Annotated in this window: 21 protein-coding genes; 17 read left to right on the plus strand and 4 right to left on the minus strand. The window is 58.4% G+C overall.

The window, feature by feature from the left end:
• Nucleotides 1-17 precede the first annotated feature (17 nt).
• From murC to GTA51_RS15465, 10 genes are all read left to right on the plus strand, one after another.
• Nucleotides 18-1,391, plus strand: a complete 1,374-nt coding sequence (murC, locus tag GTA51_RS15420) for a UDP-N-acetylmuramate--L-alanine ligase (protein ID WP_160962651.1) — start codon at nt 18-20, stop codon at nt 1,389-1,391.
• On the plus strand, nt 1,381-2,268 hold the full coding sequence (gene murB, locus GTA51_RS15425) for a UDP-N-acetylmuramate dehydrogenase (protein WP_160962615.1): 888 nt from the start codon (nt 1,381-1,383) through the stop codon (nt 2,266-2,268). Before murC ends, murB begins: the two co-directional genes overlap by 11 nt.
• A gap of 35 nt (nt 2,269-2,303) precedes the next feature.
• Nucleotides 2,304-3,197: a cell division protein FtsQ/DivIB gene (locus tag GTA51_RS15430; protein ID WP_246198174.1), complete on the plus strand. Its 894-nt coding sequence runs from the start codon at nt 2,304-2,306 to the stop codon at nt 3,195-3,197.
• Between the two features lie 231 nt (nt 3,198-3,428).
• A complete protein-coding gene (gene ftsA / locus GTA51_RS15435; RefSeq protein ID WP_160962619.1) occupies nt 3,429-4,655 on the plus strand; it encodes a cell division protein FtsA in 1,227 nt (408 codons plus the stop codon).
• A gap of 55 nt (nt 4,656-4,710) precedes the next feature.
• A complete protein-coding gene (gene ftsZ / locus GTA51_RS15440) occupies nt 4,711-6,042 on the plus strand; it encodes a cell division protein FtsZ (RefSeq protein ID WP_160962621.1) in 1,332 nt (443 codons plus the stop codon).
• 91 nt (nt 6,043-6,133) lie between these two features.
• Nucleotides 6,134-7,801 (plus strand): radical SAM protein, encoded by a 1,668-nt coding sequence (locus GTA51_RS15445; protein ID WP_439333332.1) that lies wholly within the window; start codon nt 6,134-6,136, stop codon nt 7,799-7,801.
• Nucleotides 7,802-7,824: 23 nt separating this feature from the next.
• Nucleotides 7,825-8,436, plus strand: a complete 612-nt coding sequence (locus tag GTA51_RS15450; RefSeq protein ID WP_160962625.1) for a LysE family translocator — start codon at nt 7,825-7,827, stop codon at nt 8,434-8,436.
• Nucleotides 8,437-8,754: 318 nt separating this feature from the next.
• Nucleotides 8,755-9,525, plus strand: a complete 771-nt coding sequence (locus GTA51_RS15455; RefSeq protein WP_160962627.1) for a hypothetical protein — start codon at nt 8,755-8,757, stop codon at nt 9,523-9,525.
• Nucleotides 9,522-10,022 carry a hypothetical protein gene (locus tag GTA51_RS15460; RefSeq protein ID WP_160962629.1) on the plus strand — a complete coding sequence of 167 codons (501 nt, stop codon included), beginning with the start codon at nt 9,522-9,524 and terminating at the stop codon, nt 10,020-10,022. The genes GTA51_RS15455 and GTA51_RS15460 overlap by 4 nt, the downstream gene beginning before the upstream one ends.
• Before the next feature lie 153 nt (nt 10,023-10,175).
• Complete coding sequence (locus GTA51_RS15465) at nt 10,176-10,349, plus strand: Flp family type IVb pilin (protein WP_160962631.1); 174 nt, start codon at nt 10,176-10,178, stop codon at nt 10,347-10,349.
• 180 nt (nt 10,350-10,529) lie between these two features.
• On the opposite strand, the gene GTA51_RS15470 is transcribed toward GTA51_RS15465, so the two are convergent.
• Nucleotides 10,530-11,759 carry an HDOD domain-containing protein gene (locus GTA51_RS15470; protein ID WP_246198175.1) on the minus strand — a complete coding sequence of 410 codons (1,230 nt, stop codon included), beginning with the start codon at nt 11,757-11,759 and terminating at the stop codon, nt 10,530-10,532.
• Nucleotides 11,760-11,990: 231 nt separating this feature from the next.
• On the opposite strand from GTA51_RS15470, the gene GTA51_RS15475 reads away from it, so the two are divergent.
• The 4 genes from GTA51_RS15475 to GTA51_RS15490 all read left to right on the plus strand — a co-directional run bounded on the left by GTA51_RS15475 (nt 11,991) and on the right by GTA51_RS15490 (nt 18,882).
• Complete coding sequence (locus GTA51_RS15475) at nt 11,991-14,258, plus strand: Rossmann fold nucleotide-binding protein (protein ID WP_160962633.1); 2,268 nt, start codon at nt 11,991-11,993, stop codon at nt 14,256-14,258.
• Between the two features lie 252 nt (nt 14,259-14,510).
• Nucleotides 14,511-14,867, plus strand: a complete 357-nt coding sequence (locus GTA51_RS15480; RefSeq protein WP_160962635.1) for a CidA/LrgA family protein — start codon at nt 14,511-14,513, stop codon at nt 14,865-14,867.
• Between the two features lies 1 nt (nt 14,868).
• Nucleotides 14,869-15,564 (plus strand): LrgB family protein, encoded by a 696-nt coding sequence (locus tag GTA51_RS15485; protein WP_211922607.1) that lies wholly within the window; start codon nt 14,869-14,871, stop codon nt 15,562-15,564.
• Nucleotides 15,565-16,002: 438 nt separating this feature from the next.
• Nucleotides 16,003-18,882: a transporter substrate-binding domain-containing protein gene (locus tag GTA51_RS15490; protein WP_160962637.1), complete on the plus strand. Its 2,880-nt coding sequence runs from the start codon at nt 16,003-16,005 to the stop codon at nt 18,880-18,882.
• 1,123 nt (nt 18,883-20,005) lie between these two features.
• On the opposite strand, the gene GTA51_RS15495 is transcribed toward GTA51_RS15490, so the two are convergent.
• A complete protein-coding gene (locus GTA51_RS15495; RefSeq protein ID WP_160962639.1) occupies nt 20,006-20,395 on the minus strand; it encodes a DUF6573 family protein in 390 nt (129 codons plus the stop codon).
• On the minus strand, nt 20,382-20,609 hold the full coding sequence (locus tag GTA51_RS15500; protein ID WP_160962641.1) for a hypothetical protein: 228 nt from the start codon (nt 20,607-20,609) through the stop codon (nt 20,382-20,384). The genes GTA51_RS15495 and GTA51_RS15500 overlap by 14 nt, the downstream gene beginning before the upstream one ends.
• Nucleotides 20,610-21,287: 678 nt before the next feature.
• Between GTA51_RS15500 and GTA51_RS15505 the strand changes: the two genes are divergently transcribed.
• The 3 genes from GTA51_RS15505 (at nt 21,288) to GTA51_RS15515 (ending at nt 24,395) form a co-directional block, all read left to right on the plus strand.
• A complete protein-coding gene (locus tag GTA51_RS15505; protein WP_160962643.1) occupies nt 21,288-21,701 on the plus strand; it encodes a response regulator in 414 nt (137 codons plus the stop codon).
• Nucleotides 21,702-21,738: 37 nt separating this feature from the next.
• Nucleotides 21,739-22,809, plus strand: coding sequence for a GGDEF domain-containing protein (locus tag GTA51_RS15510; RefSeq protein ID WP_160962645.1), 1,071 nt, complete (start codon nt 21,739-21,741; stop codon nt 22,807-22,809).
• A gap of 1,265 nt (nt 22,810-24,074) precedes the next feature.
• Entirely contained in the window at nt 24,075-24,395 is a 321-nt protein-coding gene (locus tag GTA51_RS15515; RefSeq protein ID WP_160962647.1) for an ArsR family transcriptional regulator, read from the plus strand.
• A gap of 92 nt (nt 24,396-24,487) precedes the next feature.
• On the opposite strand, the gene GTA51_RS15520 is transcribed toward GTA51_RS15515, so the two are convergent.
• Entirely contained in the window at nt 24,488-25,696 is a 1,209-nt protein-coding gene (locus GTA51_RS15520) for an ATP-binding protein (protein ID WP_160962649.1), read from the minus strand.
• Nucleotides 25,697-25,913 lie beyond the last annotated feature (217 nt).

Raw genomic sequence — 25,913 nt, forward strand, 5'->3', positions numbered from 1 at the left:
CCGGGGCACCGGTGGCCATGCGCACCAAGGTTCGCAAAATCCATATGATCGGCATTGGCGGGTCGGGCATGAGCGGCATCGCCGAAGTGCTCTTAAATCTCGGCTACGAAGTCTCCGGCTCCGATCTGGCCATGAGCCAGACCGTACGTCGCCTGGGCGGCCTGGGCGCGGCCATCGCCATTGGCCATGGCCGGGAAAATCTCGGCAACGCCGACGTGGTGGTCAAGTCCACGGCCGTGACCAGCGACAACCCCGAGGTCATCGTGGCCCGGGAGCGCGGCATCCCGGTCATCCCCCGGGCCGAGATGCTGGCGGAACTCATGCGCCTGCGCACCGGCATCGCCGTGGCCGGCACCCACGGCAAGACCACCACCACCTCGCTTCTGGCCACCATTTTTACCGAAGCCGGCTACGATCCGACCGTCATCATCGGCGGCCGCTTAAACGCCTACGGGGCCGGGGCGCGCCTGGGCCAGGGCGAGTATCTCATCGCCGAGGCCGATGAATCCGACGGCTCGTTTTTGTGTCTGGCCCCCATTGCCTCGGTGGTCACCAACGTCGATGCCGACCATCTGGACCACTACGCCGGCATTGAGGCCATCGACGAAGCCTTTGTCACTTTTTTAAATGGTATTCCCTTTTACGGCATTAACGTGGTATGTCTGGATGATCCGGGTGTGGCGAGGCTTTTGCCGCGCATCAACCGGCCGTTTCTGACTTACGGCTTTTCCGAAAAGGCGCGGCTTCGCGGCCGTATCATCGAGACCGGGGCCATGAGTTGCTTTGAGGTCTTTCTCGATGGCAAGCGCCTGGGTGAGATGCGGCTCAACCATCCGGGCCGCCACAACGTGCTCAACGCCCTGGGGGCCATCGGCGTTTCCCTGGAAGCCGGCATCGATCTGTCCGTCATTGCCGAGGCCCTGGCCAAATTCGGCGGCGTGGGCCGGCGTTTCGAGCGCAAGGGCGAGGCGGGCGACGTGGTGGTGGTGGACGACTACGGCCACCATCCGGCCGAGATCAAGGCCACCCTGGCAACAGCCAGGGCCGTTTATCCCGACCGCCGGCTGGTTGTGGCTTTCCAGCCCCACCGGTTCTCGCGCACCAAGGCCCTTTTTGGCGATTTCTGCACCTGTTTCGAGGCGGCCGACCAACTGCTGCTGACGGAAATTTATCCGGCCTCGGAAGCGCCCATCCCCGGGGTCAGCGGCGAGAGTCTGGCCCAGGGGATTCGCCAGGTCAGCAAGACCAAGGTGGCCTATTACCCGGATTTCGCCGCCATGGAAGCGGCCCTGCCCGGTATTTTGCAGCCCGGCGATCTCTTTATGACCCTTGGGGCCGGCAGCATCTGGCAGGTGGGCGCGCGCTACCTGGAGGCAGGGCGTGACGCTTGAGGTATTGCCGGGGCCGCTTCTGGCTTCGCGCACCACGCTCAAACTCGGCGGGCCGGCCCTGGCCGAGGTGGTGCTGACCGAGCCGCAGGACGCGGCCGGGCTTGGCGGGATACTTGAAAATTTGGGCGGAACGCCGCTGGTCCTGGGCGGAGGCAGCAATCTGCTGGCCCGCGACGGCGAACTGCCGCTGGTGCTGGTGCGCCCGCGCATCGTCGGCGAGCCGGTCATCCTGCGGGAGCGGCCGGAAGGGAAAATCCGGGTGCGGGTCGGGGCCGGGGTCAAGCTGCAACGTTTTGTGGCCTGGCTGGCCACCCAGGGCCTTGCCGCCCTGGCCGGGCTGGTCGGCGTGCCCGGAACCGTGGGCGGGGCTGTGGCCGGCAATGCCGGCTCCTACGGCGACGAGACCGCAGCCAGGCTGGCCCGGGTCCACCTCTGGACGCCGGGAGGCGGTCTTGTCTGGCTTGGTCGCGAGGCACTGGATTTTGGTTACCGGCACTTTGCTCCCCAAGGGCAGCCCGGACAGTTTTTGATCCTGGAAGCGGAATTTGACTGCGATGTGTGCGAACCCATTGCCATTCGACAGACAATGATCGCCCACTTGAAAAAGAAACGGGCCAGCCAGCCCATCACCGCAGCCACGGCCGGCTGCGTGTTTAAAAACCCGCCCGGGGGGGCGGCGTGGCGATTGCTGGCGCAAGTGGGGTTTGCCGGCAAGCGTCTGGGCAACATGGCTTTTTCAGCGCTGCACGCCAATTTTTTAGTCAATCTGGGCGGCGGCACAAGCGGGGAGGCGCTCGAGCTCATAGCGCTCGCGCAGGGGGCGGTCCGGGAGCGACTGGGAAGCGAACTCGAAATGGAAGTGAGGGTCGTGCCATGAATGTCAGGGCAGGAACAATGTCGGGATTCGGAGCCATGGCGGCCAGAAAAAAAAATAACGGCTACAGCGGGCCTCGCATCACGGTCAAAAGCCGCATCGTCAAATCGCGCGGCAATAAAAACCGCAATGCCCGGGGCGGCGGATCGGGCATCGGTTTGCCAAGTGTCAGCATCGGCGGCGTGGGGAAATTATTTACCCGGGCCGTGTCCATGGCCTTTATGGGGGCCTTGGTGCTGGCGGTCAGCGTGGGCCTTTTGGCCGGGTACCGCTGGCTGACCACGGTCAATTATTTTGCCCTGCAAAACGCCGAAATTGTGGGGTGCTCGCGCCTGGGCTCGGACCATATCCGTGAAGTGGCGGGGCTGACCTCCGGGGTCAACGTCCTGTCGCTGTCCATGGACCGCATGCGGGCGGATCTGTCCCGCGAGCCGTGGGTGGAATCGGTGTCGGTGCGCCGGGTGCTGCCCGGGACCATCCACATCGAAGTGAAGGAAAAAGCGCCTTCTTATCTTGTGCAGTACCAGGGAACACTTTATTACGCCGACGAGGTTGGACGCATCATCGACAAAGTCGAGTCCGGGCAGTTCGTTTCCCTGCCCCAGATCGAGGTCGAGGCGGGCATGGAAAAACACCTGCCCTTGCTGGCTGATCTGCGACGGGCCGTATCCGAGCATCAGGTTCCCTTCGATTTCGGTCAAATCGCCTGGTTGCGCCTGAGTTGGGGGCGTGGGCTGGAAATTCGGCTCATGGAGCCCGGTATTGTCTTGTGCCTGGGGTCACAAAACTGGCATAGGAATCTGTCGCGCATGAACTTGGTCTGGTCGGACTTGCGTCGGCGCGGCGAGCTTGACAAAGTGGGTCTCATCACCGCCGAAGGTGACAAGGTCTGGGTGGAGAAGCGGGGCGCGGCGGACGCGCCGCAAAGCTAGCGTGATGGTCTGAAAAAGACAAACAATTCAAAGCGTTGTCTTTTTTATTGTAAAGGGAAGGATTTGCGGGCCGCGACGCGGGGTCCGGGGCAACGGGGGCCGTTTCCAGACGGCAGGCCGAAAACCCAGGGGACTCGGCATTTTATCGATGAAATTCGCGCGGGTTTAACGTAGAACCGCGCGTGGGCGCGGCCAATGCCACGAGAGGAAACGTTCAGGGAGCGGATTTGTATGGCCAGGTCGGAACTTATCGTCGGACTCGATATCGGCACCACCAAAATTTGTGTGGTCGTCGGCGAAATCTCGCCCGAAGGCGTGGATGTGGTGGGCATTGGCACCAGCCCCTCCACGGGCCTGCGCAAGGGCGTGGTGGTCAATATCGAGCAGACCGTCCAGTCGATCAAGAAGGCCCTCGAAGAGGCCGAACTCATGGCCGGTTGCGAAATTCGCTCGGTCTATGCCGGCATTGCCGGCAGCCACATCAAAGGCTTTAACAGCCACGGGGTCATCGCCGTCAAAGGCGGCGAGGTCGGCCCCCGGGACATCGAGCGGGTGATCGACGCGGCCAAGGCCGTGGCCATCCCGCTGGACCGGGAGGTCATCCACATCCTGCCCCAGGAATTTATCGTCGATGACCAACGCGGCATCGCCGATCCCCTCGGCATGGCCGGGGTGCGCCTGGAAGTGCGCGTGCACATCGTCACCGGAGCCGTCACCAGCGCCCAGAACATCATCCGCTCCTGCCACCGGGCCGGGCTGGACGTCTCCGACATCGTGCTGGAATCGCTGGCCTCGTCCAAGGCCGTGCTGACCGGAGAGGAACGCGAAATCGGCGTGGCCCTGGTGGACCTCGGGGGAGGGACCACCGATCTCGCCATTTTCGCCAACGACTCCATCAAGCACACCGCAGTGCTGGCCCTTGGCGGCACCAACCTGACCAACGACATCGCCTTTGGCTTGCGCACGCCCATGGCCTCGGCCGAAAAGATCAAGATCAAGTATGGCTGCGCCCTGGCCGAGATGGTGCCCAAAGACGACGTCATTGAGGTCATGAGCGTGGGCGGACGCGAGCCCCGCCGGCTTTCGCGCCAGGTGCTGGCCGAAATCTGCGAACCGCGCGTGGAGGAGATGCTGGCCCTGGTCGATCAGGAGCTCATCCGCTCCGGCATGAAAAACCAGATCGGCGCAGGCGTGGTACTCACCGGAGGCACCGCCCTTATTGAGGGCATTCAGGAACTTGGCGAACAGATTTTCAACCTGCCCACGCGCATCGGCTATCCCGACAAGGTCGGGGGGCTTAAAGACGTGGTCAACAGCCCCATGTACGCAACAGCGGTGGGGCTTCTCATGTACGGTGCGGAAAAAGAAGGCGTGGAACAGCGCTTCCGCATCCGGGATGAGAACGTGTTCAACCGCATTCTGGGGAGGATGCGGAAATGGTTCGTGGACGTGAAATAGTCCGCGAGAGGCTTTTTTGGGGGATAACAGGGAGTCTATGCTAGGGGGAGATCAGATGGACTATTTGGAACTGGATCAGGGCTCCAACGCCCGTATCAAAGTCGTCGGCTGCGGCGGCGGCGGCGGCAACGCCGTTGAGAACATGATCACATCGGCTATGTCCGGCGTCACTTTTATTACTGCCAACACCGATATTCAGGCCTTGCAGCGTTCCCAGGCCGAATATCGCATCCAGCTTGGCGACAAGCTGACCAAGGGCCTGGGTGCCGGTGCCAATCCCGATGTCGGCCGCGACGCCGCCCTGGAGAGCATCGACACCATCCGTGCCGCCATCGGCGATTGCGACATGGTCTTTGTCACCGCCGGCATGGGCGGCGGCACCGGCACCGGTGCTGCCCCGGTCATCGCCCAGGTGGCCAAGGAAGCCGGCGCGCTCACCGTGGCCGTGGTGACCAAGCCCTTCTATTTTGAGGGCAAAAAACGCCTGCTTTCGGCGGAAAAGGGCGTGCAGGCCTTGCGGGACGTGGTGGACTCCATCATCACCATCCCCAACGACCGGCTCCTGTCGCTGGCTTCGAAAAAGGCCACCTTCATCGAGATGCTCAAAAAGGCCGATGAAGTCCTGTATTACGCCGTCAAAGGCATTTCCGACCTCATCATGGTCCCGGGCCTGATCAACCTCGACTTTGCCGACGTCAAGGCCGTCATGAGCGAGATGGGACTGGCCATGATGGGCTTTGGAACGGCGCGCGGCGAATCCCGCGCCCGCGAAGCGGCCCTGAAGGCCATCACCAGCCCGCTGCTGGAAGACGTCACCATCGATGGAGCCAAGGGCGTTCTCATGAACATCACCTGCGGCCCGGATCTGACCATCGAGGAAGTCGATGAGGCCGCCTCCACCGTCACCGAGGCCGTCCACGAAGATGCCAAGGTCTTTTTCGGCACGGTCTTCGACCCCGACGCCACCGACGAAATGCGCATCACCGTCATCGCCACCGGCATTGAGTCGGCCATGCAGCGCGGTATGCCCGTGCAGCAAAAGCGCGAAGAGCAAAAGCCCATCGAGGTGCTCACCTCCATGCTGCCGCGCCAGAAAGCGCCCATGCAGTCTGCCCCGATGCAGCATCAGCACCAGCCCCAGCAGCACCACCACCAGCAGGGCGGCGGCACCGGCGGCGTGCAAAGCCCGCGCAGCGTGCGCGTCTTAAACGGCCAGGGCAACGACTACAACATCCCGGCCTATCTGCGCAAAGGCACCAAAAAAGGCGGACCTGAAGCGGCGCTTTCCCAGCCGATAATAAAGTCCCAGCCGGTTGGCGAGGAAGAATTCATCTTCGATGAGGAGGAATTCGAAATTCCCTCCTTCATCCGCATGCAGGCGGACTAGCTGCGCCGCACCCGCTGTTGTTTCCCCGATCTCCCCGCCGGGGGGAGCGCAAAACTCCCCCCGGTCCCCCAAACGGGGGCAGGGATATGATTTGAGTCAGACTCCTGGGACCACGGTCTATTTTGGCCTGGACAGACCGGCTGCACCCGAATGGGGCGGCCGTTTGCCCGTTGCGTTGACCGTGCCCGGCGACGCCGCCATGGCCCTTTCCGCCCTGGGCTGGCAGGCCGTGTGGCGGCTTTTGGCCGATGATCCCGCCCTGGCCGTGGAGCGGGTCTACACCCGCAGCGCCAACCCGCCTGCGGCCGAGGATTCCGGCCATCTGCTGGCCGCATTTCCGCTTATTGCCTTCTCGCTGTGCTACGAGGAAGAATACCGCGACGCCGCGGCCGCACTGCTGGCCGCCGGTATTCCCCTGGCTCGCGCCGACCGGCCGGATTTTCCCATCGTCATGGCCGGGGGGCCGCTGGCCTTTTTAAATCCCGCCCCCTTCCTGCCGGCGCTGGATCTGCTCTTTGTCGGCGAGGCCGAAGCCGGGCTGGCCGCAGTCGTGGCCGCCATCGGCCGCGTGGCCCTGGCCGGCGGCGACAAGGCCGCCTGCCTTGACGCTGTGACGCATCTGCCCGGTGTCCTTCTGCCCGGCCGCACCACCGGCCCCGTGGTCCGGGCCACGGCCCTGGCCGACGGTTCCTCCACGCTGCTGGCCGTGCCGGCCCATTCCTGCTTTGTTTCGGGGCACGCCGAATTTCGCGATATGTTTCTGGTCGAGATCAACCGGGGCTGCCCGTATGGCTGCCGTTTCTGCGCCGCCGGCTATGTCTACCGGCCGCCGCGCCAGTCGCGGCTGGCTGATGTGCAGGCGCTGATTGAACGCTTCTCGCCGCGCAAAATCGGACTCGTCGGCACGGCGCTGACCGATTGGCCCGATCTGCTCCCGTTTCTGCACTGGCTGCGTGAGCGCGGCACCAAATTTTCCCTGTCCTCGGTGCGCGCCGACGGCATCACCCCGGAGCTGCTGACAATCCTGCGCACCGCTGGCCTTCGCACCCTGACCCTGGCCCTGGAAGCACCCAGCCATCGCCTGCGCACCGCCGCCAACAAGCACCTGTCCGTGGAAGCGCTCCTGCGCGCGGTCACCCTGGCCGGCGAACATGGGGTCAACCATCTGAAATTCTATTTGATCATCGGCTGGCCCGGCGAGACGCCCGAAGACTACGACGAGTTGCGCCCCTTGCTGGAACAGATCGCCACAGCCGCGTCCATCGGCGTTGGCAAGCGCGGCGTGGCCCACGCCACCCTGTCCGTCAACCCGCTGGTGCCCAAGCCCTTTACCCCCATGCAGTGGGCACCCATGGCCTCCGAGGCCGCCATCGAAGCCGGCTACGCCCGCATCAAGCAGGCCGCCAAGGGACTCAAAGGCTTTCGCGTCGAAACCGAAACCGCCTCCATGGCCCGCCTGCAAGGCCTGCTCGCCCGGGGCGACGAACGCCTGTTTCCGCTGATTGGCGCTGCCGTCACGGCCGGCAGTTTCCGCCGGGCCCTTAAAACCTGGGACGGCGACCCGGCTGACTACCTCGACCGGCAGCGCCCCAAAGACGAACATCTGCCCTGGGACATAATCGATAACGGCATTGCTCGCGACTATCTCTGGCAGGAATGGGAGCGTTACCAGACCGGGATCGGCACAGCCAAATGCCCGCCGGCCGGCTGCGCCATGTGCAAACGTTGTGGTATTTACGAGGCCAGCCAAGGGGCGTAGAACACCCGGCAAAGGAGTCCGCCATGACCTTGCCGCTTTATCTCGCCTTTATCGCCGCCGCTGTCTTTCTCCTGCTCATTCCCGGCCCCACCGTGCTTATGGTGGTGGGCTACGGGCTGGCCGAAGGCCGCAGGAACAATTGGCCGCTGGTCATCGGCGTGGCCCTGGGCGACGCCGTGGCGCTGATCTGCTCCGTGGCCGGCCTTGGCGCGGTCCTGGCCGCCTCGGCCTCGGCCTTTACGATCCTTAAATATATCGGGGCCGTCTACCTCGTTTATCTCGGCATCGGTATGATCCGCTCCGGTGCTGCCGCCGCGCCCAAACTGAGCGCCGCAAGCCCGCGCAAGAAATTCGCCCACGCCTTTGCCGTCACCGCCGTCAATCCCAAGTGCATCCTCTTTTTCGTCGCCTTCCTGCCCCAGTTCATCAGCCACGACGCCCCGGCCGCACCGCAACTGCTGCTGCTCGGCGTCACCTTCGTCATCCTCTCCGCCTTAAACGCCGCCACCTTCAGCTTCCTCTCCGGCACGGCCGGCAGCCGCATTCAAGATCCGCGCTTCATGCGCAAATTAAAAGGGGCAGGGGGGAGCGTGATGATCGGGGCCGGCCTGCTGACGGCGGCGGCCCGGCAATGACCTGAGGGGGCAGGCTGTTCTGGGTTGGGGCTTGCCTTCTGGCCGATTTGGCCTTACCTGATGACGTGGTCGGGTTGTCGAAAAAACGAATGGGAAAATGCGCCAGGCACAGGCGTCGCAGGACGACGTCACTTCTTACGTCCCGGCTGGCACTGCGCCCCGGGGCGTTCCCTTGTTTGGGTCCACAACTTGCCCACCCCGTCATCCCCCGCAACCCCGTCTCCGTCGTGCCTTTCTTCGTCCGCGATCCAGACGCCGGTCTGGGCGCAGGACGTTCGGCGCTTCGGACGACGCGACACAAGGCGGCACAGACCTTTTATGGATAACCCGCAGGACAATACGACCACCGACGCCAAAAAAGGGAGCGGCTCCCTTGGCAGTCTGGGCCTGTCGCTTTCCGACAGGGAAAAAAAGAATCTCATGACGTTTCTTTCCATCGGGATCATCCTGGTGGAATTTGCCGTCACGGTTGCTGCCGTGTGTTACGGCATCATCAAATCCCAAAAGCTCCCCGACGGCACCATCGAGTTCCAGTTCCCCTGGATTCCCTACTCCGTGGCCCTGATCCTGGCCCCGGTGGCCATCATGCTGGTGGTCAACATCATCGGCATGGGCTTTGGCCGCTTTTTCAAAGGCGAGCCGGCCATGGACGAAGAGCAGATGCGCTATATGCCCGAGCGCCTGCGGCGGCTCATCGCCCTGTCCCGGGGCCTGCCGTCGATCATTTTGCTGGGCGGCATGGTGCTGGTCGGGGGGGCGCTGTACTACATCGACGCCGTCATCCAGGCGATCCTTCGCATCGGCGATCATGTGGAAGTCATCGCGCCCTGGGTCATGGCCGGGCTGGTGGCGGCCTGGTGCTTAAGCTACCTCGTGCGCATGTGGTTTTTGTACAAGACCCGGCGCATGCATGAGGAATTCGCCTTTCGCCGCGAAGTCCTGGAGCGCACGGGTATCGTCATCGTAGACAATCACAAGCATATCGCCGCCGATGGCCGCACCATCGGCGAACACGGCAATGTGCTGCCCGGGCGCATCATTGATGTCCTGCCGCCCGGGGAGTCCGACGCCGACAAGGACGCGTCATGACCGATCCGGTAGCCGATTTGGGCCACAAAGCCCGCACCATCCTTTTGGCCCGCATCGCCCGCACCGACGACGCCGGCCGGGCCGAGGCCTTAACCGCCTTCGTGGGCCTGTCGCGGCCGGACCTTGGCCCGGACGCCGCCGCCATTGTGGCCGAGACAGCCCCGCGCTTGCTCCCGCAACTCACCGAGAAGTGGGTGGGGCTGTTCGTTGCCCGGCTGCTGGAAACCGTGCCCCATATCCAGATTGCGGAACTGTGCGACGGCAGCGCCGAAAACGAGGCCGCCCTGGCTCTGGCCTATGTCATGTTTCTGGAATCGGCCCGCATGGAAAAGCAGATGGCCGAGGATCTGGCCGCCTGCGCTCCGTCAGAGGGCGCGGACGCTGCCGACGCGGCCGCCGAGGTCTGCCGCCGGCTGGCTGTGGCCGAAGAGCATCGCCGTCAGGCGAGCCTGGAGAAGGCCGCCGCCTATCGGCGTAGCCAGGGTCGCGACAATTAATTGAGAGCAACCCGGCCCCGGGCCTTTACAGCACGCGGGAACCGGACTACCTTCCCAATACCCCTTCGCCGAGCGACGACCTGTCGCCCGGCCTTTGGTGTTGGCGAAATGCGCCAACAGGCCCCGCGCGCAATCCACTAAGCGAGGTGCGCCATGCTTGAGCTGCTTTTACAATTCCTGCGCCGCGACGACGGGGCCACCTCCGTTGAATACGCCATCATGGCCGGCCTTATCGCCTGCGTCATAGCCGCCGCCGTCACCCAGTTCGGCCTGGGGGTGAGCGGCCTACTGCAAAAAACCGCTGACGTCATCACCAGCGCTAGTTAGCTCAGAATGCCTCCGGCGGCCAAAGGGCTGAGTCCTTTGGAATCCCACCTGGAAGGCAAGGGGTTTATGGGGAACAACGCCTGGCGCTACAACACAGGCTCCCCTTTAAACCTTTTCCCATCAAGGGGGTTCGGGGGGGATTATCCCCCCCGGCCGCCGGAGGCACTCTTCTGCCTTCCTCTAGGCAAACATGGCGCAGATGACCTCGAAATGGGCTTCGGCCGTTTCCACCAGTTCCGGCAGATCGGCCGGGGCCATTCCCACGGCGTTCCAGGCTGCTGGGTCGTGGCGGGGGACCAGCCGCTCGCCGCTGGAACCGGGCAGCACCGCTCCGGCGATCATGTCGGCCACGCAGATGATTGCCGGTTCAAGCGGCACTTCCCCGGTGGTTGGGGCATGGTGCCGCCACACGGCCTGCTCCAGGCTTTCGGGGAACCGCCACTTGTGCAGCAGCATGCCGCCGAGTTCGGCGTGGTTAAAGCCGAACAACTCTTGCTCCACCTCGACCAGATGCCGCCCTGTGGCGGCTGCTTCGGCCATGGAGGCCCCGGCGGCGGCCGGAACCTGTTTGTAGAGCACCAGCCGGCCGATGTCGTGCAAAAGCCCGGCCACGAAAAACCGCTCCGGGCTTGGGTCGTGCATGCGCACGGCCATGAGTTTGGCGATGAGGCCAACCCCTATCGAATGCCGCCAGAACTGGCGCAGATCGATGCATCCGGCCGGGATGTCCTTGAAAAGCGGCAGCACGGACACGCCCATGGCCAGGGTGGAGAGCTGATTGAGGCCAAGCAGCATGACCGCCCGGGACAGCGTGTCCACCGGGCCGGGAGGCAGGCCGCCGGAAACGCGCAGGGTGCGGGCGTAAAACGCGCTGTTGACGAGTTTTAGCAGCTTGGCCGTGAGGCTTGGGTCTTTGCCGATGACGGCCGAGGCTTCTTCCACGGTGGAATTGGGGTCGCTTAAAACCTCGCGGATGCGCATGAAGACTTCGGGCAGCGACACCAGGACCGGATCGCTGGCCAGGATGGCTTCCGGGGTCGGCACGTCGGCCAGTTTCTGCCGGCCGGCGGCCGGGGGGCGGGCCGGGCGCACGGCGGCAAGGGTCTCGGCGCGGGCCAGGGCCAGTTCGGTCAGGGTGATTACGATGGGTTCTTCGGGTGCCAGGGGGGCAAAGCGTTGCCGTATGGTTTCCTCGGGGGTGGCCGCCGGCTCGGACGCGGCCACATCCTGGGGCTGGGCGGTGGATTCCGGGGTGGCCTCGATTTCGCGGATGTGCCAGCCGCGCAGCCATTTCAGGTGGCTCTCGGCCAGCACTGTGCCGGCCGGCAACCGATAGCGGCCGTCGGGGCTTTCTATTTCGGCGGCGAGCACCATGCCCGCCCGGATCTGGGAAAAGGGGATCGTTGGCATAGGCCGTCACTTTGCCGGGTTGGCCTCCGGCGGCGGAAGATGGGTTTCGGGCCGATCCCGGGTAAGCCAGCTTGGTTTCGGAATTTAGCAGCGCCGTGCCGGTCCGGCAAGGCCCCAGCCGCGCCCTGTGTCGCGCCCTGCCACGCCAGGGGTTCCCCCCCGCGGGCGCTTGCCGTATAAAGGCCGTCCGGTTCACGGCGGGGACGAAACCGCTGGCCGCGCGGAGGCATTATGAGCGCATCACCCCTGATTACCGGCGATGGACAACTCGTCGATATCGGCGACGTCCATTACAACGACGAGCTGGCCGCGCCCCAGACCTACGGCGTCATGCGCTTTGCCCATACCAGCGATGCGCTGCGGGGGCTGGTGCGCGATCTACGCGACCGCGCCGCCCGGGAAGCCCGGCCGCTGACCGATTTCATGGACATTAGCGGACGCAGCGGCCATTCGCGCATCGGCCTGGACATCCATCTGACCGGCGAGGCGCCTATGGTCTCGGACGCGACCCGCACCGTGGAACTGCCGGTGGCGGTTACGGCCTTAAACGCCGTTTTGGCCGAGTCCTTAGCCGATCTGCGCAGTCTGTGCGGCGACGGCGGCGTGGATTTCGGGCGACTTTTTATCCCGCGCGGGCCGGCTGTGGGGCGGGCCGAAATCGCCGAGGCCATAGAGCGAGGGTGGCTTTTGCTGCCCAGCCGCCACAGCGTGGCCGAGGACGGGGTGGTTGAGATCGTGCTGGAGAATCTGCGCTATGTACTTTCCGCGCGGCTTCTGGGCGTTGGGCGCAATTTCGCCGAGATGGTGGTCAAGGGCAAGCACGGCCTGGGCATCTTCCAGAGTCTGGCCCCCACAGGCCTGCCGGCCCGGCTGCCGGCCAAGGATTTCATGGTCGGGGCGGTGCACATCGCCCTTGGGCCGTTTACCGCCTTTCTCAACCGGCCGACCAACCGCGACGGGGTCTTTCATCTGGCCTCGCGCCTGCTCGACGGCATCCGCACCTCCGGTATCAGCACGCCGCGCCAGGTGGAGCTGTACAACAGCGGTGACGCCCCGGCCCCCACCGACGGCTTGGCCGTGCGCTTAAAGCTCTATCCGCCGGATGGGCAGGTGGCCCGGCTGGCCGAACGGGTGCTCCTCCCGGGACGCAGCCGGGAGGTGCTGGCGGCCGGGGTCGATTTCGCCGATCTGACCGACATTTTTTCCCCAACCGGCAGCCGGGCGCTTTTCGACGAAGTCGCCGCCGACCCGTCCGATGGCGGCATCTACGGCCGGGTGCTCATGCCCGGCAAGATGATCACCATTCCCTGGGAACAGGAAGAGGGTGTGTGGCTGCAGGAATTCCAGTGGCGGCTTATCTATGAATACGCCCGGGGCAACGTGCCCGAAGGGGTGCTGGAGGGCGAGGAGATTCCCAAACGGATGCGGCCGTTTCTTGACGATCTGAAGTACGTCGGCGGCGAGCAGAAACTGTCCAAGGTCTTTGTGGCCGACGCCTTGCCGCCGGCCGACACGCTTCGCGTGCTCAAGCGCAACGGCATCGGCGTTGTCGCGGCCCGGGGCATGGGCTGTCATCCGGGCAAGGCCTGCCGGCCGCCGTTTTTCCGCATGGACCAGACCCTTTACGAAGAGTTGGTGCGACTGGAAGGCGAGGGCATGCGGTTTTATCTGCTGCTCGAATACAACGGCCATGCCCAGGTGCGGGAGTTTTTCCGGGGGCTGTGGGTGACGCGCGAGGGCAAGGAGCATTTGCCGCGCATCCATACCACCATGGCCATGTTCGGCTCGGCCTGCGACGTGCTGGGACCGGTGCTCGAGGAACCCATCGCGGCCTTTTTGCAAAAAATGCGCGACCATCCGCGTCTGGGCGAGGGGTTTGCCGTGGCCCACGGCTCGGGGCCGGGGGTCATGCGCATCGTGGACGACGCGGCAGCGGCGCTCGGCATCTTCCGTCTGGGGGTCGGCATTGACGCCGAGGAGATCGGCCAGATCCCCAATTTCGAGCCCGAGGCCGTGGCCCAGTTCACCAATCTGGCCATGAACACCCGCCAAGACATCCTGGACCGCCGCTCGCTCTTTAAAATCTTTAATCTCGGTGGTTTCGGCACCAGCTACGAGGTGAACATGGCGCTCACCTTTTTAAAGATCGGCCAGTGCCTGCCCGCGCCCTACATTTTCATCGATCCGGTGGGCTTTGGTCCCAATGGCGAGCCGTTCTGGCGCCAGACCCTGGAGCAGTTTGCGACCCTGAGCAGCGATCTGGCCGGCGGCGGGCATGTCCTTGGGCCGCTTGGGCCGCGCTGGGTGGTCAACTGCTGCCACGAGGTGCGCACCTATGAGGAGGGCTACGCCGTCATGGCCGCCTTTGTGGACGATCCGGCCGCCTACTGGCGCGAGCGCGGCATCGCCTTTAGCCGGGTGCGCTTTGCCCGGGACAATCTCAAAAAAGCCGGCGTGCCCATCGCCCCCTACATCGAGGAAGCGTTGGAAGGGGAATGATTGCCCAAGAGACTCTTTTTTCGAGAGCGGCGTGGCCCCGGCAGCGCCCAGCCCTCTGCTGCTGGCGAGCTGTTCCCCGGCCGGCGGCGCTGTTTGCTCCAGCAACCGGCGGCCGGCAATGCTGCGGCCTTGGGCCGCAGCGCTGACATTGTGCCGCCAGCCCGCACAGGACTTGTCTCCAAGAGGCGGCCGGCGTATGGAGCCGTGCGCCGGGCGCCTTTGCACCCCGGGCGGCGAAGCAAGGCGGGAACCATGCGTATTCTGAAGTATCTGGGCCAGCTGGGCATCCTGTGGGGCGTGTATCTTGCCGGCCGGTGGCTCACCGAGGCTCTGGCCCTGCCTGTGCCGGCCAATGTCGTCGGCGTGGTGTTGCTGTTCACCCTGCTGTGTCTGGGCCTGGTCAAGCTTGCCTCTGTGGCCGAAACAGCGGATTTCCTGCTGCGCCATCTGGTTTTTTTCTTCATTCCCATTGCCGTGGGCCTCATGGACTGGGGCGGGGTCTTTTACCAGTATGGGCTGGTATTGCTGGCTGCCGTGGTGGTCAGTTCGGTGCTGCCGTTTTTTGCGGTGGGATTTTTGACCTTGTTTTTGCACCGCAGGGGAGCCTGAGATGGACAACCCGCTCCTGCTGGCAAGCTTTATTGCCCTGACCGTGGCCACGTATCTGGCCTGCCGGCGGCTTTATCTGACGGTCAACCACCCCTTGCTCAATGTCGTGGCCTTAAGCGCCGGCATCATCATTGCGGTGTTGGCCGCCTGCGATCTGCCCTACACCGTTTACGCCCCGGCCCGCGATGTCATGACCACGCTGCTCGGTCCGGCGACGGTTGGCCTGGCCGTGCCGCTCTATCGCCACCGTGCGCTCCTGCGCAGCCACGGGCTGGCCATCCTGGCCAGCGTGGGGCTCGGGGCCTTTCTGGCCATGCTGTCGGCCGGGTTGATCGCCAGCCTGGGGGGACTGCCCCGGGAGGTGGTGGTCTCCATCCTGCCCAAGGGCGTCTCCATTCCCTTTGCCGTGGAAATCTCGCGGATTTATGAGGGGATACCGGCGCTGAGCGCCGCCTTTGTGGTGGCAACCGGCACGTTGGGGTCGCTTTTGGGCGGTTGGTTATTGAGCCGCGTCGGCATCGGCCACCCCGTGGCCCGGGGGTTGGCCCTGGGGACGGTGTCCCATGCCCAGGGCACGGCCACAGCACTCATGGAAGGCGAACAGCAAGGGGCCATGGCCGGGCTGGCCATGATTTTGGCCGGCATTTTTACGGCCGGCTTTGCGCCGCTGGTGGTGCGCCTGCTTGGTTTGCTCTGAGCAATTCGTGCCGGCGCTCTGGTCTGCCGACAGCTCGTAAAGCAGGCTTTTCGCGGAATAATTGCTGCTCCCTGGGCTGGAAGCGGGGCAGATCGAGGCCAGTTTTTTTAGCCGTAAGAGCCGCGTTGGGCAAATGCGGCCAAGCCGCCCGGCCGCGTCGCGTTGGCCGGAGAGCCTCCCGTTCGTCTGACGCAGCGCCGTCTGCATGGTGGCTGTTGTCCCGTTCGTGCAGTTCCTTTTCCGTCAGGATGCGTTGCGGCAGCGCTACACTCGCCGGGTGTGGCGCGCATTCCTTCTTGGGTCGGCCCCGACCGGACGCACCGCTTGGCAGTGAACCAGCCCGGTGATGGCGTCGCCGCAGGTTTGGAACTGCCAGGCTCGTGCGGGTATTTCTTCTTGGTGGTTTTTGTGATATAAGTGGTAGTTATGAAGTTCACCATGAAGCGATTGGTGCCATGCCTGCCGGGTTTTCTTCTGCTGCTTTTCTTTCTGCTTGTTGCAGGTGTGGACGCTTTTGCGCACCGACTGCTGCAATCTGGCAGCGAGTTGGACTATCCCCCGTTTGCCCTGGTTACGCCGACCGGCGAGGCTGAAGGGTTTTCCGTTGAGTTGCTCAAGGCCGTGGTACAGTCCGTTGACATGGACGTTAATTTTCACACCGGACCCTGGCAGCGCATCAAGCAGGAACTGATTGACGGAAAAATCGATGTTCTGCCGTTTGTTTCTGACACGAAAGAGCGGGCGCAGTATTTCGATTTCACCATACCGTATGTTAAGATGCATGGCACAATTTTTGTCCGCAAAGGGGACAAACGCATCCGTGGCGAGAATGATTTAAAGGACAAAGAAGTTGTCGTCATGCAAGGCGATGTCTCCCACGAGTATGCTTTGCGTCGAAATTTGTCGAACCATTTGGTGCTGACAAAGGATTTTGCCGAGGCGTTCCGTCTGCTTGCCAGCGGTAGGCATGACGCCGTCATTGCGCAGCAGATCGTCGGCTGGCAGCTTGTCAGGCAGCTTGGCCTGTCCAATCTGGTCGATGTCAGCGTCCTCCATGACCAAAGCCTCAGGCCGTTCGGCAAGCCGCTGGCGGATTTCGAGCAAAAATTCTGCATTGCCGTCAGGAAGGGGGACTCCGAACTGCTGGCCCTGCTCAATGAAGGGTTGGCCACGGTCATTGCCAACGGGACCTACGACGCCTTGTACGCCAAGTGGTTCGGGCCGATTCTGCCTGCCCGGGCTGTCGATCCCACGGCCCTGGCGCGCGCCCTCGCCTTCACGCTGGTCCCGTGCCTTTTGCTTCTGTCCCTGGCCGGCCTGTGGTATTTGCGGCGGGAGGTGCGGCGCAAGACATTGAGTCTGCGCCAGGAAATCGAAGAGCGCAAACGGGTCGAAGCCGAGCTGCGCATCATTGCCGACAGCATCTATGATTGGGAATACTGGCGGGCGCCGGACGGAGGCTACCTCTGGGTGTCGCCCTCCTGCCAGACCATGACCGGGTATACGGCGCAGCAATTCACCGGCGAATCTGCCCAAAAAATCCTCCACATGGTTCACCCCGAAGATAAACCCATCTGGGAGCGTCATCTGCTGGAGGTGGACAGCCGGCACCCGGAACACCGGGAGCTTGATCTGCGCATCGTAACGGCCGCCGGCGAGGTCGTCTGGATCAGCCATACCTGCAAACCCATTTTTGACGCCGACGGGACATACCGGGGACGCCGGGGGTGCAACCGCGACATCACCAGACGCAAATGGGCCGAGGCGGCCCTGGCCCAAAGCGAAGAACGTTACCGGCTGCTGTTTGCCAATGCCGGGGACGCCATCTATCTCTCCGATGCCGACGGCCGGCTGGTCGACGTCAACGAGGAGGCGTCCCGCCAGACGGGCTTTTCCCGCGAGGAATTGACGCGCATGGCAGTGTACGACGTCGACGCCAATGAGACGGCGCAGAGTTTTGCCACCTTTACCCGGGAGTTGGCCACGCACAACTCCTGGGCCTTTGAGGCGCAGCATCGCCAAAAGGGGGGAGACGTCTTTCCCGTCGAAATCAAGGGCGTGCGGTTGGATACGAAGGCCGGCCCGCTGGTCATGGGCATCGTTCGAAACATTTCCGAGCGAAAATTGGCCGAGACAAAGCTCCTGGCGATGAAGGAGCGTGCCGAAGCAGCCAGCAAGTCGAAATCCGAGTTCCTGGCCAACATGAGCCACGAGATCCGCACACCCCTCAACGGCGTGCTGGGGATGCTCCAACTGCTGCAGTTAACCGAGCCCACGGCGGAGCAGCAGGAATACCTGCTCGGTGCCGTCAAATCGGCCAAACGCCTGACCCGCCTGCTGGCCGATATCCTCGACCTTTCGCGTATCGAGGCCGGGAAGATGCGGATCGACCAGGTGCCGTGGACCATGGACAGCCTCAGGGAATCCATCCTGGAACTGTTTTGGCCTGCGGCCCGGGAAAAGGGTCTGGCCTTGGATTTCACCATTGATCCGGGTATTGCGCCACGTCTGCTTGGCGACGAGGCCAGGGTGCGCCAGATTTTATTTAATTTGGTGGGCAATGCGCTCAAGTTCACGGATCAGGGGAGCGTCACGGTCACGGCGACGCCCCTGTCCGGCACAGGCCGCGCCGATGCGCGGATTCTTTTCAGGGTGCGCGATACCGGCATCGGCATCTCCGACGCGGAGCTTTCCAGCATCTTCGATCCGTTCGTCCAGGCCGAAGACTCCTATACCCGTCCTTTCCAGGGAGCCGGCCTTGGCCTTTCCATTGTGCGCAAGCTGGTGCGGCTCATGCACGGCGCACTTGCCGTCGACAACACCCCGGGGGAAGGAACGACGATCTATTTGGTCCTGCCCTTCGGGCTGCCGCGTGCCGCGGCGGACCTTTCGGCCGATGCGGCGTCATCGGGTCCGCCCCGGGACACTATGCCGTTGCGCATCCTGATCGCCGAGGATGACGATACAAGTCGTGTCGCCGGCCGGCGTATGCTTGAAAAGCGCGGCCACGCCGTGACCACGGCCGTTGACGGGCAGGATGCACTCAACATCCTTGAAAAACAGGATTTTGATCTGATTCTTATGGACATCCAGATGCCGGTCCTGGACGGCGTGGCCGCTGTCAGGGCGATCCGGGGGTCCGGGACGTTCGACGACAAGGCCGGTATCCCGATTATCGCCATGACCTCGTATGCCATGGCCGGCGACAGGGAAAAATTTCTGGCCGCCGGCCTGGATGATTATATTGCAAAACCAGTTGACGCCGCAGAACTCAATAACGTCGTAGCGCGCGTCATGGCCCTTAAACGGCAGGTTTGACTGTTATAGGAGAAAAAGCTGGCAGCCGGGCAGCTCGATTGTATCGGAAAACAGGTTCGGCAGAGGAACGCCACAACCGCGCTGCGCAGGGCATGGCCCACAAGCGGCAGGCTTGATCTTTGCTCATAAAGAAGCAATGATAACAAAATCATAAATGGGATGGCGGCAAGCGTTATGGGCGAGCCCGGGAGGCGAAACGGGACAGCATTTATATTGCAGTCTAATTCCCACATAGCTGTATTATTCGCTTGTATTGCCTGACAAACTTCGATTGCTTAAAAAGATTTTTTGATGCTGATGCAGGGAAGACCAAGGACGCGACTGTTGCGGACCGGAGTTGTATTGCCGGGAAAAGAGCTGCGAGCCATCCGCCCCATCGGAAAAAAAATGGAAAACCCAGCTGATCTATCGCTGCGGCGCGAATTGTTTTCCAACTAAATAACTACAGCCGGACTGCTGCTCCTGTTGCTCCTTGTGCTGGCCAGCTAAGGCGTGGTGGTTGCCCTTCTGCTGCGTCAGTACGGACGCAGTACCATTGCCAGGCCCTCTACAAGGCGGAAGCAACGCTGCGCGACAGCCGGAATTGCAGGCCGTCACCCTGGGCAGCATTGGCGACGCGGTGATCGCCGTCGATGTCCGGGGTCGGGTGACGCTTTTTCATGCGGCGGCCGAGGTTTCCCACTCAAGCCCCTTTTTTGAGTATCCAGTGCTCCCAAACGTGGGTTGAGACTTTTTCATTTACCACCATCGGTCAATTCCTAGCTCTTATGTGCCATTCCATCGCCACTTTGGTTTTAAATGACACGCAGCTATTTCATCTGGAAACCGTATGGAATTCGTGCGATTCAAATCGAATAACTATTGTCTAACATCATGTTTTTACAGTAGATTTTTTCACATGGCAGGTGATGCCCCGTTCTGGTAAAACGACGGCATGGAATGGTTCATAGGATCAGCTCCGGTCATGGGCATAATCGTCGTACTCGGGCTGTTTCTTGGCAAAAAGAAAGACCATAAGAAACGCTCTGTCCTTGATTTATCCAGCTTTGACCAATACAAAGAGCGAGAACTTTCAAAGCGTGGTGTCTTCGATAAGACGAAATGGTAAGTTTGGTAACTTTGTTCAGTCATCCTCGGGCAGCATAATCGTCAGCACTGGCTCAGCGTTGTCACCAGGGCCGATGTGGGCGATGATATCAACGGTTTCAGATCGTCCTGGCCCCATCAGGAACGAGACTTTGAAGTACACCCTATCTGTCCCTTTGCTGGACCGGGCGGCGAACATCGCCAGTGTCAGCAGATCATGGAGTCGGCCAGCCCGGGATTGCCCATAACTCCCGTCCAATCCGGTAGGAACTTCAACATATTGGTGGTAGAGGTTATCGGTAACGACGGTGTGGACTTTGAACCCGTGGGCTTGGGCATCGGTGGAGATGTCAATGAGGACGCCATCTTCGATAGCTTGTGCCCTAGTGTAGCTGTAGATGACGTTCCAGTCTTTATCGGTGGTCATTTTCGGTATCTCCAGTTTCGGCAGTTAAAATAGCATCGAGTTTTTGACGGAAACTTTGACACAGTGTAATTCCAACATCGGCGTATGAGCGCGTTAGTTGACCGTATATTTCAACAGAACTGGTATCCATTATTTTGAAAAGCTGTTCAATCGGACGAAACGCATTGAATATTTCGTCCTTAGTTTGAAGAAGATCATGATCTTTCTGGACCATATGGGCTCCTTTGCTTTTTAAGCAGAAGGATAGCCTGGACCAGTGGGGCGGTCACGGGAGTTTGGGATAGGTTGGCAATTGGACTGGAGAAAGCCCTATGGAAATCGGACGTTGGTTGTAGGATGCGATTTCCTGGGATTTTGGCCCGGGGGGAACCCCAAGGCCCCGGCCATTGGAAAAGGCCAAGGAACGGGGCCGGTAGAGGGCAGGGGAGGGGTGTACGGGGAAAAGACCAACCCCCAAATTTTCCCAAAGGGACGCTTCGACTAGTTCCCTGAAGAAAGTTTCGCTATTTTAGGTGGTTGATCAGTGCAGGAAGCTGCTTTTTAGATTTTCAGCTGATTGGGCAGTGAAATCGGTCTATTTCGAGCTGGATCGGCGACAACGTCGGTGGATGAGAATTTGGACCAAAAACGCTGGTGTCGGATCGCAGGATCCTGCGAATTTTAAGTCCCGTGATGGTGCTACAATCATTGAAACGGCCCTGTCCTTGGTCCAGGAGCGTTGGGTAGGGCTAAAAGTACTGTTAAGCATCAGTAATGGCACATTTTTATAAAAACGAAATTTCTTTCGTTTTTAGCAGTCGCAGTTCCAGTGAATCTGGACAACGTCCTATGAAAATGGGATATTGTAATGATACTGCGGTCCACTGTTTTCTTGGCCCAGGAGGAGGCGCAAGTGAAGGTGTTGGTGGTCGATGATGATGTCGCAAGCCAAATTATTATGAAGAGCATTTTGAATAGTTATTGCCACGTAGATGTAGCGTCTGGTGGTTCAGAAGCAGTTCAGTTCTTCATTCAATCGTTAAAGGACAAAAGACCCTATGATCTGATTTTTTTGGATATCATAATGCCTGGAATGGATGGACAAGAAGCGCTTAAAAATATTCGCAGCATAGAAAAAGAAAACAATATCGACAAGCTGAAAGAGACTGCCGTTGTAATGCTTACAGTTCTCGATGATCCAAAGAGTGTAGTCGAAGCTTACCAGTCTGGTGACGCAACGTTTTATCTGACAAAACCAGCCATAAAACAAGTCATTATGAAAATGATTAAAGATTTTGGCGGAGTCACGAAGATTGAGTCAGTGTAGTGAAAAAGTAGGATTAAAATTGAAAAGGATGGTTCTGATGGCAGAATCTTGCCCTGTTGTTAAGTGCAAAATACAGAATGTCTGTTCCGAAATCCATAAAATTGGATATGGGGATGATCCTTCCTGGCTGGCGATTGTCTTAATCGTAAGAAATCTATTGGCAAAATTTTCCTGTTTTACGGAATCCCAGAAGACTCTTTTGAAAAGCTGGGTATTTTATGAATTAAAAAAGAAAGATAACTCAGAGGAACATTTGGGTGTAGTGATACAGCGACTGGAACAGTTTTTTGGAGACAACAAGAAGTCAAAGGATTTAAAGAACCAATATGTTCGTCAGAATGAAATCATGGGTGCCATGACAGGTGCTATTGATGATTTTTTGCGGGAGTTGTTTTTTTCAGAGTCTTTTCGGAGTAATCTAGTTGCAAAATATGGCAACGAGTCACTTGAAGTGCTAAACAAAGATGAAGACCCAGCATTGATTGTAAAGAAAATGAAAGTCGTGGTTACAGAAATGCTGACTGCGTACAGGCACGAAGCTGAAGAGTGGCAACAGAAAGCAAAAAGTTTAGAGCAGATGGTCAACGTAGATTCGTTACTTGCTCCGTTACATAATCGAGGAGCCCTTGAAAATCATTTACGCACTGAAATTTCAAATTGTCAGTCAACTGGCTGTAAACTATCTGTATTGATGATGGACATTGATGATTTTAAAGAAATTAATGACGGATATGGTCATCAGGTCGGCGACGATATCCTTAGGGCTTTGGCAAAGATAGTTCATAGTCATGCTTCAATGTATGGATGGTATGCGGCTCGTTACGGGGGAGATGAGCTTGTCATCGTTTGTAAATCGTCAGCAGATGAGGTTCTACTCCATGCAGATGCAATTAGAATCGCTGTGCAAAATTATGATTTTTATCCGAGAAAAGATGGGAAAGTTCAGGGGAGTGGCGTTAAGTTTACGGTCTCCATTGGTGTTGGTGAATATATTCAGGGAATGACTTCTGATGATCTGGTTGATGTTGCTGACAGGGCTATGTATAAAGTTAAAGTGGCTGGGAAAAATGATGTTGCTGTATTCGAACCAGCTGAAAATATTTCGTAAAATCTTTGCTGTGCATTCAATTTTCGAAAGTAGAACTGTGTGTTTGCTGTATTCCAGTGAAGATCGTCTGTTAGGCTGCAAAGTTTCTCTTTGTCTTGTTGGCGAGATGGGTTGCATGGTGTTGCGAGTTTGGGTTTGAAAAATTTGCATAGCTTATGATGCATTGATTTTTAAGCCTCAGTTGTAGTTGCGTATTGTATTGCTTGGCTACTGATTGCGCTGTCATGATGCTTTCCAAACCGTTCCCTGGTCCAAACCGAAGACAAACATTTTGAAAGTTATCTAGGTATACTTGGCAGTTACATTGTTCTCGGAGATGTTTCAGGGGGTCGAAATGGTCTTTCATCAAAGGGACCTCCTTGGGATTGGCTTTTCTCTTTACACGACTGAGCCCGTTGTGCCAAGGTTTACTTGGATAAATTTTACTCTGATCGAAAATGTAATTATAGTTGGCTAATCTAGATTTCGATTAGAACGAACTGGCGTGGCGTTGGACAAAGCCCTATGGAAATCGGAAGTTGCGTGTAGGATGCGATTTCCTGGGATTTTGGCCCGGAGGGAACCCCCAAGTCCCCGGCCATTGGAAAAGGCCCAGGAATGGGCCGGTAGAGAGCAGGAGATGGGTGTCCAAGGGAAACGCAAGCCCAAATTTATCCCCGGGGAAGGGCTTCAGCTGTTTGCTCAGAGAAAAACTGTGACATCGCCGACTTTTGAAAAGTCCAGTTTACTGGAACTTTAGATTTTCAGCTGATGGGTAGAAAGTTCTCTAATTGGGTCTGTTTGTCATTTCGAACCAAAAGCGATGGTTTCCGATGGCATAATTCTGCCATTTTCAGGCCCTGGTAACGACCAACGACACTGAAAATGGCCTTTTCTTGGTCCTTGAGCATTAGGTCGGGTGAGTCGTGGCATTAATGCCCAGTAATGGCACACTTTTTTCAAATACGAAATTTCCTTCGTTTTTGACTGGACGAAATTTGAAGTTTTAATAGTAAAGCCGACCTTTGGTCGGGGCCGGAAGTATTTGACCACCCTGGGAGAAACCGTGCCGGAGGTATTTAACCCCACCTGGATTGTCCAGGTGGGATTAAATGACCCGTTCCTGACGACGCAGGTGATGCCCAAACCGCAAGTCATGATTATACCCGAAGAAAGTATTTATCTCGGAAGGACTCATTGCGCCGTTAATCCTTGACAGAGTTGACATCTTGACGTTTTAAGCTACTTTCTGGAAATCAAATTGGCTATTTAAGGAGTTGTACCCCATGCCTGGAAAAGAATCGAAATTCGAAGCAGTGAAACTTCGTACCATGATCACCGAAGGGAAGACCGCGCAGCAAATCATGGATGCTTTCGGGATAAAAAAAACAAACCTGAAAGCTCATCTCCTGAAGTTAATGCAGATGGATGAAAAGTTCTATCGAATCGAAGGGATGGAAGATAGAGCAGCTTCAGGAAATGTAAAGTTCTCAAAGAATGGATTGCGGTTGTCTCCAACCCTTATGGGAAATTACGGATTTGAGTTTGGAGACGAATTCAAAGTATCGAGTCTTGAAGACAGGAAGATTGTGCTGGAACAGAAGTAGTTTGCTTCGGTAGAGAAAATTGAAAGCCCACGTTTGCCCTTTTAAGTGGTGGACGTGGGCTTGTTTAGATTGCTTGTGGTTATTGTGAAATATTAAAAACTTTTTTTCTGTTGAAATATTTGTTCTATTTCATTCTTTAAGTCTTCAAGAACGATTGGCTTGGATAGGTAGCCATTCATGCCATGAGCCAGAAAGTTTTCTTTGTCTCCAGCCATGGCGTGAGCTGTCAGAGCTATGATAGGTATTTTTGAGAATTTTTCGTTCGAATTCCTTATAGCGAGAGTTGTTTCTACACCATCCAAGTTGGGCATTTGTATATCCATCAGAATTAAATCGAAATTTTCAGCTTTAAGCTGCTTTATAGCTTCAGTTCCATCATTTACGAATTTTGAATTGTGACCAATTTTTTTGACGAAACTAGATATCGTTAATTGGTTGACTTTGTCGTCTTCAGCAATAAGTAACTTTAGGCTTGTGATTATTTGGGGTTCAGTGTTGAGGAATTGAGTCATGTCTTCTACCATAGAGGGTTCTGCCGTTGTTAACGGTATTGCAATGCAAGTGGTAGTTCCTCCTCCATCAATGTTGTCGACCGTAATGCTGCCTCCCATGATCAGCAGTAGTTTTTTAACGATGGAGAGTCCAAGTCCGACTCCTCCATATTTACGGGTCAATGAACCATCGACCTGTGTGAAAGGAACAAAAATTTCATCGAGCTTATCTTCAGGAATTCCAATGCCTGTATCAGATATTTCTATGAAGACGTGTATTATTTTTCCTGCCGTGAGTGAATCAATCGAGATAGATACGCGCCCCTGTGGCGTAAACTTGATCGAATTTCCGAAGATATTGAAAATAATTTGCCTGAGCCGACCTGAGTCGCCATAGACAATCTCTGGGATATTATTTTCAACGTGCGTATGTAATTCTATTTTTTTTGAAGTTAACTCGGTGATGAAAGTGTTAATAACGTCTTCGATAAGGTGGCTAATGTTAAATCCATGGTTTTCTAAGGTAATATCACCTTGTTCTATTCTAGATAAATCTAAAATATCAGAAATCAATTTTGTTAAATTTCTGCCGGAACTCAAAGCAATGTCAATATATTCTCTTTGTTCATGGTCCGTCTTCGTTGATTCGAGCAATTGAAGCATACCCATGATACCGTTTAGTGGTGTCCGGATTTCATGACTCATGTTTGCTAGAAATTCAGATTTTGACTTATTAGCAGACTCCGCTCTTTTTTTTGCGTTTTCAAGTTCGATCTCTCCCAGTTTGCGAGTTGTAACATCGAGAAACATGACGGCTATCTGATCAGTGCAAATTCGGAAACAAAGAACTTCGTAAGTTCCTGATATGCTGGAGTCTTCATATCCCTGTTGCTCGGTATACTGTCAAACAGCACCGAAAAGTGACCCCCAATCAGCGTCCAAAATTGACCCCCTCGATGTTGATGTCCGCCCTCCATCTAATCGGGGGGGGGGGGCGCCTCATTGGCTTCTGTGCTTGAGCCTCCAG

The sequence above is a fragment of the Solidesulfovibrio aerotolerans genome, from assembly GCF_009856865.1.
Taxonomy (GTDB): domain Bacteria; phylum Desulfobacterota; class Desulfovibrionia; order Desulfovibrionales; family Desulfovibrionaceae; genus Solidesulfovibrio; species Solidesulfovibrio aerotolerans.

Bases quoted from the DNA above. Each gene is read 5' to 3' on its own strand.
- murC (WP_160962651.1), top strand. From the start codon at position 18: ATGCGCACCAAGGTTCGCAAAATCCATATGATCGGCATTGGCGGGTCG.
- GTA51_RS15430 (WP_246198174.1), top strand. From the start codon at position 2,304: ATGGCGGCCAGAAAAAAAAATAACGGCTACAGCGGGCCTCGCATCACG.
- ftsA (WP_160962619.1), top strand. From the start codon at position 3,429: ATGGCCAGGTCGGAACTTATCGTCGGACTCGATATCGGCACCACCAAA.
- ftsZ (WP_160962621.1), top strand. From the start codon at position 4,711: ATGGACTATTTGGAACTGGATCAGGGCTCCAACGCCCGTATCAAAGTC.
- GTA51_RS15450 (WP_160962625.1), top strand. From the start codon at position 7,825: ATGACCTTGCCGCTTTATCTCGCCTTTATCGCCGCCGCTGTCTTTCTC.
- GTA51_RS15455 (WP_160962627.1), top strand. From the start codon at position 8,755: ATGGATAACCCGCAGGACAATACGACCACCGACGCCAAAAAAGGGAGC.
- GTA51_RS15460 (WP_160962629.1), top strand. From the start codon at position 9,522: ATGACCGATCCGGTAGCCGATTTGGGCCACAAAGCCCGCACCATCCTT.
- GTA51_RS15465 (WP_160962631.1), top strand. From the start codon at position 10,176: ATGCTTGAGCTGCTTTTACAATTCCTGCGCCGCGACGACGGGGCCACC.
- GTA51_RS15470 (WP_246198175.1), bottom strand. From the start codon at position 11,759: ATGCCAACGATCCCCTTTTCCCAGATCCGGGCGGGCATGGTGCTCGCC.
- GTA51_RS15475 (WP_160962633.1), top strand. From the start codon at position 11,991: ATGAGCGCATCACCCCTGATTACCGGCGATGGACAACTCGTCGATATC.
- GTA51_RS15480 (WP_160962635.1), top strand. From the start codon at position 14,511: ATGCGTATTCTGAAGTATCTGGGCCAGCTGGGCATCCTGTGGGGCGTG.
- GTA51_RS15485 (WP_211922607.1), top strand. From the start codon at position 14,869: ATGGACAACCCGCTCCTGCTGGCAAGCTTTATTGCCCTGACCGTGGCC.
- GTA51_RS15490 (WP_160962637.1), top strand. From the start codon at position 16,003: ATGAAGCGATTGGTGCCATGCCTGCCGGGTTTTCTTCTGCTGCTTTTC.
- GTA51_RS15495 (WP_160962639.1), bottom strand. From the start codon at position 20,395: ATGACCACCGATAAAGACTGGAACGTCATCTACAGCTACACTAGGGCA.
- GTA51_RS15500 (WP_160962641.1), bottom strand. From the start codon at position 20,609: ATGGTCCAGAAAGATCATGATCTTCTTCAAACTAAGGACGAAATATTC.
- GTA51_RS15510 (WP_160962645.1), top strand. From the start codon at position 21,739: ATGGCAGAATCTTGCCCTGTTGTTAAGTGCAAAATACAGAATGTCTGT.
- GTA51_RS15515 (WP_160962647.1), top strand. From the start codon at position 24,075: ATGCCTGGAAAAGAATCGAAATTCGAAGCAGTGAAACTTCGTACCATG.
- GTA51_RS15520 (WP_160962649.1), bottom strand. From the start codon at position 25,696: ATGTTTCTCGATGTTACAACTCGCAAACTGGGAGAGATCGAACTTGAA.